Source organism: Sphingobacterium sp. GW821-FHT03E03 (genome assembly GCF_059420745.1).
The window spans coordinates 242543-256687 of the sequence record NZ_JBWKUH010000004.1 but is presented as its reverse complement, the minus strand read 5'-3'; the positions used below and the strand labels follow the sequence as shown (position 1 = coordinate 256687).

15 protein-coding genes are annotated in these 14145 nt (G+C 37.0%); 11 read left to right on the top strand and 4 right to left on the bottom strand.

The window, feature by feature from the left end; all coding sequences use genetic code 11:
* Nucleotides 1-154 precede the first annotated feature (154 nt).
* The gene (locus AC07UV_RS07540) at nucleotides 155-736 is read left to right on the top strand and encodes a Crp/Fnr family transcriptional regulator (protein ID WP_495183226.1); all 582 of its coding nucleotides are present in this window, start codon (nucleotides 155-157) and stop codon (nucleotides 734-736) included.
* Here the strand turns inward: AC07UV_RS07540 and AC07UV_RS07535 are convergent, their stop codons facing one another.
* Nucleotides 737-1765: an LLM class flavin-dependent oxidoreductase gene (locus tag AC07UV_RS07535; protein ID WP_495183225.1), complete on the bottom strand. Its 1029-nt coding sequence runs from the start codon at nucleotides 1763-1765 to the stop codon at nucleotides 737-739.
* A gap of 290 nt (nucleotides 1766-2055) precedes the next feature.
* Between AC07UV_RS07535 and AC07UV_RS07530 the strand changes: the two genes are divergently transcribed.
* Nucleotides 2056-2631, top strand: coding sequence for a Crp/Fnr family transcriptional regulator (locus AC07UV_RS07530; protein ID WP_495183224.1), 576 nt, complete (start codon nucleotides 2056-2058; stop codon nucleotides 2629-2631).
* Nucleotides 2632-2747: 116 nt separating this feature from the next.
* Complete coding sequence (locus AC07UV_RS07525; RefSeq protein WP_495183223.1) at nucleotides 2748-3422, top strand: NADPH-dependent F420 reductase; 675 nt, start codon at nucleotides 2748-2750, stop codon at nucleotides 3420-3422.
* A 162-nt stretch (nucleotides 3423-3584) separates the two neighbouring features.
* On the opposite strand, the gene AC07UV_RS07520 is transcribed toward AC07UV_RS07525, so the two are convergent.
* Nucleotides 3585-4091, bottom strand: coding sequence for a hypothetical protein (locus tag AC07UV_RS07520; protein WP_495183222.1), 507 nt, complete (start codon nucleotides 4089-4091; stop codon nucleotides 3585-3587).
* Nucleotides 4092-4528: 437 nt separating this feature from the next.
* Here AC07UV_RS07520 and AC07UV_RS07515 point away from each other — a divergent pair, with 437 nt between their 5' ends.
* The 6 genes from AC07UV_RS07515 (at nucleotide 4529) to AC07UV_RS07490 (ending at nucleotide 9445) form a co-directional block, all read left to right on the top strand.
* Nucleotides 4529-4891: a VOC family protein gene (locus AC07UV_RS07515; RefSeq protein ID WP_495183221.1), complete on the top strand. Its 363-nt coding sequence runs from the start codon at nucleotides 4529-4531 to the stop codon at nucleotides 4889-4891.
* A gap of 144 nt (nucleotides 4892-5035) precedes the next feature.
* Complete coding sequence (locus AC07UV_RS07510; RefSeq protein WP_495183220.1) at nucleotides 5036-5644, top strand: Crp/Fnr family transcriptional regulator; 609 nt, start codon at nucleotides 5036-5038, stop codon at nucleotides 5642-5644.
* A gap of 103 nt (nucleotides 5645-5747) precedes the next feature.
* A complete protein-coding gene (locus tag AC07UV_RS07505; protein ID WP_495183219.1) occupies nucleotides 5748-6398 on the top strand; it encodes a hypothetical protein in 651 nt (216 codons plus the stop codon).
* A 73-nt stretch (nucleotides 6399-6471) separates the two neighbouring features.
* Nucleotides 6472-6846, top strand: a complete 375-nt coding sequence (locus tag AC07UV_RS07500; protein ID WP_282254926.1) for a DUF3302 domain-containing protein — start codon at nucleotides 6472-6474, stop codon at nucleotides 6844-6846.
* A 39-nt stretch (nucleotides 6847-6885) separates the two neighbouring features.
* Nucleotides 6886-8043, top strand: a complete 1158-nt coding sequence (locus tag AC07UV_RS07495; protein WP_495183218.1) for an HlyD family secretion protein — start codon at nucleotides 6886-6888, stop codon at nucleotides 8041-8043.
* A gap of 1 nt (nucleotide 8044) precedes the next feature.
* Nucleotides 8045-9445, top strand: a complete 1401-nt coding sequence (locus AC07UV_RS07490; RefSeq protein WP_495183217.1) for a TolC family protein — start codon at nucleotides 8045-8047, stop codon at nucleotides 9443-9445.
* 322 nt (nucleotides 9446-9767) lie between these two features.
* On the opposite strand, the gene AC07UV_RS07485 is transcribed toward AC07UV_RS07490, so the two are convergent.
* The gene (locus tag AC07UV_RS07485) at nucleotides 9768-9851 is read right to left on the bottom strand and encodes a DUF4287 domain-containing protein (RefSeq protein WP_495183259.1); all 84 of its coding nucleotides are present in this window, start codon (nucleotides 9849-9851) and stop codon (nucleotides 9768-9770) included.
* Between the two features lie 283 nt (nucleotides 9852-10134).
* The gene (locus AC07UV_RS07480) at nucleotides 10135-10575 is read right to left on the bottom strand and encodes a hypothetical protein (RefSeq protein ID WP_495183216.1); all 441 of its coding nucleotides are present in this window, start codon (nucleotides 10573-10575) and stop codon (nucleotides 10135-10137) included.
* 700 nt (nucleotides 10576-11275) lie between these two features.
* On the opposite strand from AC07UV_RS07480, the gene AC07UV_RS07475 reads away from it, so the two are divergent.
* Together AC07UV_RS07475 and AC07UV_RS07470 are read left to right on the top strand one after the other, a co-directional pair.
* A complete protein-coding gene (locus AC07UV_RS07475) occupies nucleotides 11276-13231 on the top strand; it encodes an ATP-binding protein (protein WP_495183215.1) in 1956 nt (651 codons plus the stop codon).
* The gene (locus tag AC07UV_RS07470) at nucleotides 13221-13853 is read left to right on the top strand and encodes a response regulator (RefSeq protein WP_282254935.1); all 633 of its coding nucleotides are present in this window, start codon (nucleotides 13221-13223) and stop codon (nucleotides 13851-13853) included. Before AC07UV_RS07475 ends, AC07UV_RS07470 begins: the two co-directional genes overlap by 11 nt.
* Nucleotides 13854-14145: the final 292 nt, after the last annotated feature.

Genomic DNA, 14145 nt, shown 5'->3' with positions numbered 1-14145 from the left:
AAAAGAAAAGCTAATCGAAAGATTAGCTTTTTTTGTTTAACAACATCAGGATTCGAAAGAAGGTCTTTTAGCTAAGCTAATTTCATCATAGGGGACTTATGAAGGATTTATATTTTCAGTATATTTACCATTGGGTTCGGTAAAATAATAACTAATGTATAACACTTTAATCGAATATATCAATTCGCGGGTCTCCAGACCTTTGGCAGCAAATGAAATTAACATTCTCAAAAATAATTTTGTACCACGTAAACTCAGAAAACGACAGATCTTTTTACAGGAAGGTGATATAAGTAACCATATTGGATTTCTTGTCAAAGGCTCCATGAAAAAATACAGTACAGATACCAAAGGTTCTGAACATATAATGAGCCTCTATATTGAAGGCTGGTGGGTAGTCGATCGTGAGAGTTTTGCAAAACTCACTCCTTCTTCCTTTAATATTGAGGCTTGTGAAGGTACGGATTTACTTATCTTAACAAAGAGAGCCGCAGAAGAAGTATTCTCCCTTCCTATAATGAGTGAACTCATACGGCAGTTGGATGAAAATTATTCTTTTGCCAGCCAAAAAAGGATCAATGCCGCCATAAGTATGACAGCTGAAGAAAGATATAATATGCTTCTTGATAACTATCCTGAATTTGTGCAGCGATTTCCGCAACGCATGATTGCTTCGTATTTAGGTATCACGCAAGAAACCATTAGCAGGATCCGTTCTAGAGCTGTCAAAAAATAATCAGGATTGATTGACAATAGGAATTACCTTTGTCCCAATTAGTTCAATGGCTTTGAATATATCTTCTTTGCTAAGTCCTGGATTGTCCATCTGAAACGTAAATCTTGATATACCACCCAATGCCTCACTATGTCGTAAAATCTTTTCGGCAACTTCTTCGGGATTACCAATGACATAAGCACCGGTGGGGTCGGCCTGGGCCTCAAACATTTCCCGTGTAGGAGTAGACCACCCTCTCTCCTTGCCTATCTTACCCATCATTTCCTGGTACCCTGGAAAGTAAATATTCTTTGCTTTAATTGTTGTATCCGCCACAAAGCCTAGTGAATGTAGTCCTACTTTAAGCTTCGCCCTAGCATGTCCAGCTTTTTCTCCGGCCTCATAATATAAGTCTATCAGCGGACGGAAACGGTGGGTTTCACCTCCAATAACGGCCACCATCAATGGAAGCCCCAGTGCTCCAGCGCGTATAAAAGATTGCGGAGTTCCTCCTACCCCTATCCAAACGGGCAGCTGTTCCTGCACCGGCCTTGGATATATGGCCTGTTGTTTTAGTTCTGGGCGGAATTTCCCCTTCCAGGTTATAGTTTCATTATCACGGATTTCAAGAAGCAATTTAATCTTCTCTTCGAAAAGTGCATCATAATCTTGGATATTGAACCCAAATAAAGGAAATGAATCAATAAATGATCCTCTTCCAGCTACAATCTCAGCCCGGCCTTTTGAAATAATATCCAACGTGGCATATTCCTGAAATACCCTAACAGGATCTGCCGCACTTAGTACGGTAACCGCACTCGTTAGACGAATATGCTGAGTTCTTGCTGCCGCTGCCGCCAATATTACTGCTGGAGACTCATCCAAAAATTCTTTTCGATGATGCTCTCCCAGCCCAAAAACATGTAATCCGGCCTGATCCGCAAACGCTATCTTTGACAACAAAGCTTCCATAGCCGCCATATTTTCCTCAGGACGCAACCCGTCATCATATGCACCAGTGGCAATAAAACTATCTATTCCTATTTCCATAATCATTAATTTAGTTTTGTAGACTTTCCATTATTGAAAAGCTAACCAAATTTCTATTTTTTGATGGTTCATAACGATGATCTATGTCAAAAAGAATGCCGACAAATCATAAAAAACATCTTCTATCTCAGGCAAAGAGACGCAGACTCATAATCCATATAGCCTTGCTGCCTCAATGTACATGAATGGTCGTCAAATTGGGTATCAGGAGGCAAAGTAGGTTTGACGGAACTCGATCCAATTATTTTCATTTTTGTATATTTAGAAGTAATTTAAGAAGCAACCATCATTTGGAAAATATAATAAACCATTTTGACAAGTATCTACCTCTTAATGATGAGGAAAAACAGGCTTTGATGAGTCGTGTTACGGAAAGGAAAATCAAACGCAGGCAATTTTTGTTGCAAGAAGGAGATGTATGTAAGTACTTTACTTATGTGCAAAGTGGCTGTTTTAAAATGTATGGTGTTGATGATAAGGGTATTGAACACAATCTTGTTTTTGCAGCGGAAAATGACTGGATCTCGGATATTGGTAGCTTACACAAAGAACTTCCTTCTAAATTGTTCATAGAAGCAATTGAACCGTCTATGGTATTACAAATATCTAAAGGAGATCTGTGGTACTTATACAGCAACCATCCAAAGTTTGACCGGAACTTCCGTGTAATCATCGAAGATAAATATATCGAACTTCAAAATCGCTTATTGCAGGCATTTAGCTCCACCGCGCTCGATAGGTATGATCGTTTCATTACCCAATATCCGCATTTAGCCAATAGATTACCAAATACCCAAATTGCCTCTTATCTAGGCGTAACCCCCGAATTTCTGAGTAAAATAAAGAATGATAGATTTAAAAAATAGCTTTACCCTTAACCTATATTAAGGATATTTCTTAACTTATCTTATAAGCTTGGCTAAATTGTTTATCACAACTTTGTACTGTCAATAAAGGCAAACAACATTTAAAACATACAGTAATGAACACAACAAGTCAAAAAACAAAAGTCGCCATTATCGGTTTAGGAAATATTGGTAGAGCAATTGCATCCAATCTTGTAAAAGGTAACCATCCAGTTATTATTTCATCCCGCGAGATCAGTAAAGCGCAAAGTTTTGCTTCTGAATTGGGAATTTTAGCGACAGCCGAAGAAATAGCTAAAGCAATAGAAGATGCCAATGTAATCATTCCGGCCATCTACTTTGACAAAATCAAGGATTTTTTAAGCCAATATGCATCAGAATTAAAAGGAAAAATAATTATTGATGTTTCCAATCCCATTGCTCCTGACGGTAATGGAGGCTTCAAAAAAATTATTGACAAAGATGTTTCTGCTGGTCAAGTTTTGTTGGATCTGATCCCAAAAGAAACACATTTTGTAAAAGCATTCGGTACATTGGGAGCTAATTCTTTGTCAGAAGTAGCGTTTACTGAACCTAATAGAAAGGTCCTTTTCTATGCCTCGGACAGCACAAACAGCAATAAACAAATAGAGGAACTTATTACCGATAGTGGTTTTGAACCACTACACATCGGTGGTATCAATCAATCTATCCGTATCGAGGTATTCGGCGATCTACATGAATTTGGTGCATTGGGCAAAACCGTAACGCTTGAAGAAGCTAAGAAGGCCCTTAACGCACAAAATAGGTAAAACAGCTCCTTTATCCGCCTAAAAACGTTTCGTTCCCGGTATCAATAGCCGCAAAATAAGAAAAGCTAATCTTACGATTAGCTTTTCTTTGCGCGATCTAGTCAATAGGCAATACACTGTGTAGTAGAGCGATACTGCAACAGATCTATATACAGGATTATTTTAAACTACATTCCAATTTTTATTTACTGTTATCTGGGGATTGCTTTGCAGGGCTTCATCTACTAAATTTAGTACTTTAAGAACATTTCCGCTCAAACGAAAACGATATGTTTCCTGTGCTGTTTGAATTTTTACTGTTGCACTGTACCCTCTGTAATGCGTTTGTGATACATGAATACTTGTTATGTCCTTAAAAGCAATGGTCGTTTGCTGCAGGTTTGTAAAAAAACGAACCATACCTTGTTTTACAACATAAGGTGGCATAAATTTTTCGTAAAAAGGAGCTTTGTTGTTGTTCTTTATTAGCTTTTCCATGTCTTTTTCAGAAAGTGTCTCGATAAACTGTCGATAATTATCGGTATATCTTCTAATGAAAAGAATAGCTGGAATTACCATCAAGAGCAAACAGCAAAAAAATCCCAGGGCGTAAAGATAACTGTCAATTACCCTTGCATTATAACGATCTTCACCCAAAACTGCTCTGCCGTAAGATTCTGTTTCCATCATAGTTATAATAAAAAAAATGATAGGAAGTATTACACTTACCGACAACATTATGCCGATAATTATCAAACTTCGACGTTGTAGCTCGTTTATGAAAAAATTATTCATTGCCTTTTTGTTTGTATTTCAACGTTTTCATTATGCCCTAAGAGTAGTCTCTATTTGAATATTCATTGTTTTTTTAACTGAGTTTCTAAACCAAAAATATCCATAGGGGCTTCCCTTCTCCCCCATCTACAATCAAATTCAGCTTAAATGTATGTTATTTCTTATTACAGATAATTAAAATTTAATATTCGAATGTCCCAGTTTACGATTCGCTTTAATGGAATATTTATTTGCACTGTTTATATCTATTTGAAGCCAGCAATAAGAGTACCACGGAAATAGTTGAGAAAAACCACCAAACGGCTCATTTTTAACAGAATAAATATTTTCATATGGATTTTTTATCACTTGAACCCTTTATCCCTTCTGGCAAGGATTTTCAAAAATCAAAGCTATTGTTCCAAGAGCTTGGTTTTTCAATAACATGGGAAGAGGACAATCTTATCGGTTTCCAAAATGGAAATTGTAAATTCATATTACAACAATATGATAATGAAACATTCGCTCAAAATTTAATGCTAGCGGTTAAGATTGAAAATATGAATACCTTTTGGAGCGAGGTAACCCCAAAAAAACTTTCAGACAAGTTTGGCATCCCGGAAATTGGACAACCAATAAAACAACCATATGGTATAGAGGTCAACATTATTGACATTGCTGGAGTTTGTTGGCATTTTATTGAAGAGCAAATTTAAAATAAGGAAGAAAGATCGACTGGAAAAGTAAAAAGGATCGGGCATAAAACAGATATGAGTTACAATTTCCTTGCATTGCATAAGCCATTTTTTTAATAAAATGAAAACGATTTTTGTTACATTTGAACTTATACGTTAACCATCATGTTAAGCCAGTCGGAAATATTAAAACATTTGGAATCCCTTCAACAGCTGAATGATGAAGAACGCCTTGAATTGTCCAAAATATGCAAACCACTATTTTTGTCCAAAAAGACCAAACTTGTGGAAACGGATGATCGATTTGATTCTGTCTTTGTACTGACAACGGGCTTGTTACGTTGGTATTTCTATTCGGATGATGGTACCGAAAATAATGTTTTCTTCTCCTCGGAAGCAGATCATGCCTTTATCGCCAGTATCCCTGAGTATTATGCTGACCAACGGGAAACAAAATACACCATCGAAGCTGTTGTGGATACACAGTTACTGCTATTTCCGAAAGAAATCTTTGAAGATTTGGCCTTTCAACATAAAGGGATTTTCCAGTTCTATGTCAAATCCTTAAAAATTATTATTGATACCTTACGCATCCGTACCGAGCAGCTATGCAGTGATTCTCCAAGTGCCCGCTATGAGGTTTTCCTAGAAAACCGTTCGTACATCACCAGAAATACAAACCGCAAGCATATCGCTAATTTCTTGGGCATTACACCAAACTCTTTGTCAAGATTAACAGCCCGTATACAAAAAAAACGGCCACCAAAAAACTAACTTAAGAATACTTTTTTAGCCTGTATTCGTTCTAATTTTGCTTCGTCAAAAAAGCTGTAAAACAGCCATTTGTACAGATAGTATGATTTAAAACGAAAACAAAATGAACAAGTTTATTGTAAGAATAGGTGTCTTAAGCCTATTCGCACTTTTGGAAATTAATGTGGTACATGCCCAATCTCATGAAGCGGAAAAGGTTGGCCTGTACATCACCCAAGAAATGTCATTTTTAAATATGACAACAACGCAAGCCGAACAGGTTTATCAAATAAACCTTCAGGCAGCCAATGCTGTAGAAAACTTAAGCCAAAATAGCAATGCTCAACAAATAGGCACTGCGGAGAACATCGAAGGTTTTACAGAGATCCTAAAACAAAGGAACCTAGCTGTACAGGAAATTCTATCACCGGTACAATTCCAACTCTTTAAAGAAAACAAAATAATAAGAGCAGCTACTTTCAGGACTATTGTCATGGCCAAAATGTTGGATTTAACCCAAGATCAGCTCGATCCAATTTTTGAGATCAATCAAGCAGTAGTAAAAAATGTAAGAAAAGACCTAGACACATACTTTTCTGCGGATAATAACTGGGGTAAAAAAAATGCACAACGTAAACTGAATAGAGCGCTAAAGAAAACGGACAAAGCATTTGACAAAGTCCTAAGCCCGCAGCAAACTACGATTTACCATGAAAATGTTTATCTTTTGCGAAATGTACTTCGCGAAGAATATGGAACTAAAGACTCGTTTTAAATCATGTTTTCATGATGCTCGGCTTTATCTTAATTGATATTGCCGAGATTTTTATCACCAAATTTATTTTATCATGCAAAAATTATTAGCAACAATTTGCTTATTGCTATTGTGCAGCGTTTCACATGCCGCTACTGGCGGTGCCGAAGACACGATCGCGGATGTAGCATCATGGCTTATCATATTTATCTTACCTATCGCTGGAATTTTTCTTTTTTGGAAAGTACATATTTATCCTGAAAAAATAGCGGAGAAGAAAAATCATCCACAGCTAAGTGCCATAAAAAGTATGTGTTTACTTTCATTGATATTCGGCGGTCTTCTCTGGCCAGTTGCCTTGATATGGGCAAATTATGACTATAAAAAAGATAAAGTGCCTGTTCCAAATTTAGGAGAATCGGACTCTTCTTCAGGTAAAGAAAGCTTACATATTGAGGAAAAGAAATAAATTCTATAAGAAATACAGAATCATCTAGAACAAAAAATTATGTTAGAATTACTAATAGGAATATATGCCGGTATTTGCTGGCTTATCATCAAAAAACTAAAACTAATCCCTTGGAATTTCAATACGCAAGTTGTTGTATACTCATTACCTATTTTTGGGTCTATTGCCCTGATATTGAGTCTCAACTATTTTTGCCCCATTACATCGGATGTAAAAGTCGGTAACCGCAGTGTGGATATTACAACCCAAACCTTAGGGAAAGTCAAAAAAGTATATGTCAAAACAAATCAGGAGGTGAAAAAAGGAGATACACTATTTACGATAGATCCAGTACCATACGAGCAAGAGATAAAATCGTTGGAAGCCCAGCTCAGCAATATGAAGTCTACCGTTTCCTCCTACACTTCGGATATTGATGCTTCCCGCAAAAATATACTGAGTTTACAATCTCAGCTTGATTTGAGCAATAAAAGAATAAAGCAATACCAGGAACTCGTAGCGGCCGGTGCAGCCAATAGATTTGACCTGGAACAAGCTGTCGCTACTTCGCAGGATCTGCAATCGCGAATTAGTGCTGCTCAGGCACAAAAATTGTCGTTGGAAGCCAAATATCATTCGACTCATAACGGCGAAAATGCGTCTATTGCGGAACTAAGGGCTAAATTGGATCAGGCAAAATGGAATCTTTCCCAAACAGTAGTTTTAGCGCCTACCGATGGTCTAATTCCAAATGTACAGCTGAATGAAGGGGCGATGATGGCACCTTTTAAATCAGCTTTTGTGCTGATTCAAAAACAACAATCTATTATCGCCTTCTTCTCCCAAAATGAGTTGGAAACGGTGAAAAATGGTAATGAAGTCGAGCTTGCTTTAAAGACAGCTCCAGGGAAAGTAGTCAAAGCAAAATTGGAATACGTGGTTGATGCAACCAGTCAGGGTATCATGAACAATGCCGGTGGAATGCTTGGTGGTAATGCCACAACTTCAGGAATTCCTGAAACAGCGCGACAAGTGCCCGAAACGGATGGAAAGCTCATTGCGAAATTTGTATTGGACGAAAACGAGCAACCGCTAACTGTCGGTGCAAGAGGAACGGCTGTCATTTATTCCGACCATATCAAACCGTTGCATCTTATCCGGAAAGTAATGGTGCGTGTGAGCAGCAAAATCAATTACTTAATTCCAAAACTACATTAACATGATAAAGAAAATCAGTATAGGGGCTCTCCTACTATTCAACTTGACTTCTTGTATCGGTTACAAAAATGCAACAACTGAGAAAATTGATGAATTAAAAAACACGAGCGCGATAAAGGCGAATGTTGAAATATCTGATAAATGGATTCAGGAACAAGGTAAGAACCAAGCCGCTTTTTCTTATGGGTGGATGAACGAACTCCTCACACCGGAGTTGGAAGCGTTAATCAAAGAAGGGCTTGCCCATAATGCGGATATTATCATCTCCAAAGAAAAACTGAATCAAGTTGAATTAGCTATGGATATCGCCGGAAGCAGCCTTTATCCAAGTGTTAATGCATTAGCAAATACAGGTAACAACCTTGTCAGTGGAAGCCACATCGGAAAGTTGCAATTAAAAGCCAACTGGGAACTTGATCTCTGGGGAAAAAACAAATCTGCGGAAATGGCGAGTGTAAGCCAATACTTTTCGGCAACGTTTCAGCAAAAAATGCTGGAACAGTCCGTTGCCGGGATAATTGCTAAGGCATATTACCTGAATATTGCAGGTCAGTACCAAGAACAAAAAATCAGGGAGTATATTACAAAAACCGAAGACTTAAAAAGGATTTTAACTGTTCAGAATAAAGTTGGAACGGCAAACGCGCTCGATTTGTCCAATATAGAAAGCGAGTCTATTCTCCTGAGCTCTTACCTTGAGAAAATTAAAAATGCCAATTCGCAATCAAGAAGAAGTTTAGAAATGTTGTGTGGAAAATATCCAGAGGGTTTGATAAAAGTAAATACGAAATTTTCGGCTTTACAACAGGATATCCCAACAAATTTTCCACTAAATGTTTTGGAAAAGAGAGCCGATATTATGGCCCAGCAATTTCAAATAGAATCCAGTTTCTATGAAATTCAGGAAGCAAAAGCAGCGCGGTTACCTGCCATTAACATCAGTGCTGCATTTGGAGCTGCGGAAACAAATGTTGAGGGGATCAGCAATCTGTTTTCCAATCCATTGATAAAAGTCGGTGGTGGCTTAACAACCCCTATTTTTAACGGCGGAAAATTAAAAAAGAACGTAGAAATAAAAACCTCACAACAAAAACAAGCTGTTGAGGAGTATGCAAAATCAGTCCTACTAGCTTTCAGCGAGGTAGAATCTGCCTTAGCAAATTTAGGTTCAATCGAAAAACAAGAGGTTTTCCAGCAACAGGCAATTTCTTCGTTGGAGAAAAATATAGATTTAACAAGAAAACAGATCAATGTCGGCAGCAGCAACAGTTTCATCCTGCTTCAAAAGCAAAGAGATCTGGTAAAAAGGGAAATGAATAATATCGATCTCCATCTCCAACAGCGCATTGAAAGGATCAACCTCTACATGGCACTAGGAGCAAATGGACTTGCTAATTTTTAGATACAACAGGGCATGAGCAAAAAAAGCTAATCTTTTGATTAGCTTTTTTTATAAATCACCGATTTAAGAATTTAATAACTTATCTAATGATCTGCATCATTTAAATCTGTTATTTCATGTTATCTTCGAGATATTGCTCCTTATTTGGCAGCTCAAGTTTCTACACTTTATGGTAAAAAGATTGATCACATGAAAAATTTACTATTATTGGATCTGCCCCTATTCGAGATTCTGGTATGTACAGTTGTTATAGTCAGCATTTATCTGCTGTTTTTGATATTCTTTGGAAAGAAAAACGAGAATAGTTCAGTACTAACGTCACTTATTCACGTTTACCATTGATATATGCATACATTGCTGTTGCATGGCCATGTCCTAATTGAAAATCTTCTTTGAGCCAGTTTATTATCTCAGTCGCTTTTACACCTTTTTTAATATCCCTCCTTCAGTAAACCCTTTTTCAGTGGCAAGTCTTTCAAAATCAGAACGGGAATTTCCAGTTTTTTCTTCAATATTTTTAAGATAGGTTTCAAATGACATAATATTTTGTTTTTTGGTTTACTACTATTTTTTAGGTCTATTTATTACAGAGTTGATTATCAATCTCACCTTCAAAGAGACTTTTATAGTATAACAGTTAAATATAAAAAATAAGCTGTCTTTATTCGCATCAGTTTTAGTACAATATCCTATTTCTTGTCGTGATATACATATTCAACAATGCTATTCCACACCCTATTGTTATAAGCGTTCATTTTTGAGATGGTATCGGTATTGCTTACGATAATAATTTTCGTATCAATTCCATCTACAGGCTGAACGCTTCTACCTTCCTTCGAAGACCGAAATTCTGCTAAATTGATTTTAGCTGTCAGGTTTTCCCAATCCTGAGGTACTGTCCTCTTATGATATTCTGAATTATTAGCCAGATTAGCCGCTACTGTTTGACGATAATGCGTGGAGTCTTTATCGATAAACATACTGGAGTGAAATCCTAGTTGCCCTCCTGTATTGATGACTTCAATAGATTTTATTGCGACATCTTTCATAACTCTTGGCTCATTTGAGGTCTTGTTCTTTGTTTCAGTGCAGCTGATCAAAAACAAGGATAAAATAACTAATTTATACATTCCTTAAAATTTAAACTTTTATACAAGGTCAAATTGTTTATAAATAAAGATAGGACATTTTATTTCCTGTCTAGTCACAATCTTATATCTGACAGCATTCAGTTACAATTCCCCATTTCGCTCTCTTTGCCCTCGTCCATCTGGCCATTACAAGCAATAATGGTGATGTCAGTGATGCATGCCTTTTTGTGCTGCAGTCTCTTGCTTGCCATTGTCCTATATATCCTACCCGCTTTACCTCCTACATTACCCGATCGTTTATTTTTACGTCGCCTGGATCAGTATTCATCAAGGGATGACCTTCGCTCAGGCCTGGCCGTATGCACTGATCATCTTAATTTCCAGTATATTATTAGCCTATATAAGTTTAAAATGGCATGATGAACCCATTCACAAATGGTTAAAAAATCGTAGATCTTCGAGGGCTCAGGAATCAAGATTCCAAACATAACTTCTGGTATAAAACGGAGGATATTTTTTAGAAATATTTTAGTTGAAATTTTAATATTAAATTTAATAAACAATACAATATCAAAACTGGGAATACGTTTATGGCCTGTTTACTTTACCCTCCTATAAATAGGAGGATAAATTTCACGATTTATATGTATTGGAATAATTGAGAATACTTAATAAGTTTGTTGATGTGCTAAATAAGTCTTTTTAAATCACTGAAAAGCATACTATTAAAACACTTCAGATGAAGAAACTGCTTTTCCAATTTATCTTAACTATACTGCTGCTATCCCCAACATATGGTCAGGATACCAGTGCTATAGATAGTTTAAGAAATGAATTTACGGCAGCAAAATCTGACACCGCTAAGCTATCATTATCAAACAAGCTCGCTCGAGAATATTTTATCCGTGGCGACAGCATTTCTGCCTTCAAGTATGGGTATATATCGCTTGCACTTGCCCGAAAAACAAAGGTGCCACTGTATCGGGCAAAGGGCAACCAGATCATGGGTTATCTACACACCATATTGATCCATATGGATAGTGCAAAGTATTACAATAATCAGGTTGTCCAAATCCTAAAAAGTGCAACATCTGCTGAAGAAATGCGCGTTGTGGCCTATGCAAAAAATAATTTGGCAGCCAATTACCATGTGATTGGTCAGCTCAAAAAAGCAGTTGAACTTTTAATTGAAAATCTACCAATATTTGAAAAGATAAAGGATAATAGGCTTTATCATGTAACCTTGGAAAACATTGCAGCCACCTTTAACGAATTGGAAGATTATGAAAAAGCCACATTCTATATTCTAAAAGGGATCGATTTTCTAAATAAAAATAATTTTGATCCAGAGCATAAAATTGGTACTTATCTCATAGGCACTTTAATTACATACGGGCAGAATGATCTGGTGCTTATGAAAACCTATCTTGATAAAGTCAAGTTGTATTTAGATCAAGTGGGGACTTCCACCCTATATTCCTGTCGTTATTACGCTTATTTGACCTGGTATTACGTCAGAAAGAAGGATTTAAAAAAATCCAGGGCGGCGCTAGCACAAGCGGAAAAAGCGCTGAAAAATTTGAAGAGCCGAACCAATTACTATGATTTCTACAATTCACAATATGAGGTTGCCTATTTAGCTGGAGACAATAAAACAGCTCAGCAGGCTGCATTTACTTTATATAACATGGCAAAAGAGGATGACCGTAAATCGGTCGCCGCCAGTCATGCACAGGATGTCGCGCTTATGGCCAGCAGAAATGGTGATTATAAAACTGCTTACACCTTTCAAAAGCGATATTCAGTTATTTCTGATAGCACGAAATACGAAAACATGGAAGTAGAGATACAGAATCTAGAAATCAACTATCAAACCGCAGAAAAAGAAAAACGTATTGCCCTATTGGAAAATGAACAACGTGAAGTCGTATTAAAAAGCAAAAATCAAGTTTTGCTGAATTTAGTTTTGGGTATTGGCGCTCTTACTTTCTTATTGGTCATGTTGTTTCTTTTTTATGTGCTAAGGACAAATAAAAAGAATAATAGAAAACGTTTGGAGGAAATCGGCCGGGATCAAGAACTTAAAATATCGCAGGCGCTACTTGTAGGCGAAGATCGCGAACGTATACGGATCGCGCGTGATTTACACGATGGTATCGGTGGAACATTAAGCGGAATAAAACTAAAGCTTTCAGATCCAACTGCAGATAAAGAATTGATGGTCCAAAAGGCAAATGAGCAACTTCGCTCCGCCATTGGGGAGCTCAGAAGAACCGCAAGAGGAATGATGCCAGAAAGTCTACTGAAAAATGGGCTTGAGACAGCACTACATGACCTATGTACAGATCTGATAAGCTCCGAGGTACAGATTGAATTTCAATCCAGTGGTTTGTTGTCAGATCATTCCATGAATAATACTGTTCATATCTACCGCATTGTACAAGAATTATTGACCAATGCAATCAAACACGGTAAGGCAAAAAATATTCTGGTGCAACTTATCCAAGAACAAGATGCTATCTTGATCACCGTAGATGACAATGGTAAGGGATTTGACACAGGACAAATGTCAAACGTAACAGGTATAGGTCTCAAAAATATTCAGAATCGGGTTGACTTTCTTAAAGGGACATTGTCAATTGATAGTGACCCAGGAAATGGAACCTCCGTAAATATTGAGATTTATGTACGATAGAGAATTCGTTATAGCCATATTAGATGATCATCCAATGGTATTGGATGGTATCCAAGAAATTATCAGGAGAAATATCACCAATGCAACAGTCATCGGTTTTCCGAGTATTATGCTATTTAACGATTTTATCAGGGCCAAGCCTGTGGATCTGCTTTTGGTGGATATGTTTCTCAGTGATGGACGTGGAATTGATGTCTGTAAGGAGGTTAAAGAAAAGTTCCCTGTGGTTCGTGTATTGGGAATGAGCAGCGCACTTGAAAGAAGTACAATTGTTGAACTCCTGCAACAAGGAGGATCCGGTTTTATTCTCAAAAATACCGAGGCTACCGAGATCTTGGAAGCGATTGAAAAAGTGATGCGTGGCGAGATTGTCTTAAGTCCTGAAGCAGATAATCTATTAAATAGATCTTTAGACAATCCAAGTCCCCTACCTACCCTAACCAGACGTGAACGAGAACTATTGCGCTACCTAGTTCAAGGGAAAAAAATAGCTGAAATTGCAGACCTATTGCTTTTAAGCAACTCAACGATAGACACTTATTGCAAGTACCTTCTGCAAAAATTTAATGTGAGTAATACGACTGATTTGCTAACCCTCGTTTCCAGAGAAAATATATTGTAAAAAGTCTTACTGATTATTATTACTTTACTTCCCTATCTATTCGTTGTCTTATCATTTAAATAAAAAATTATAGTGATCTTTTTAGCTCAATCTAGATTGACAAAGCTATTGCATATTAAATACAGCCTAACCATTATCCACGTGATCGAAGATGAATATATCAATCATAAAATACCAAAAGGGAAACAAAGAGCTTCCTGAAAGCAGCCTAATAATTTTATAAAAAATTGAATGTAAATTAACAAATAACGGTTATCTTCATATAGCATACCTTACTTTAATCCATTTCAGA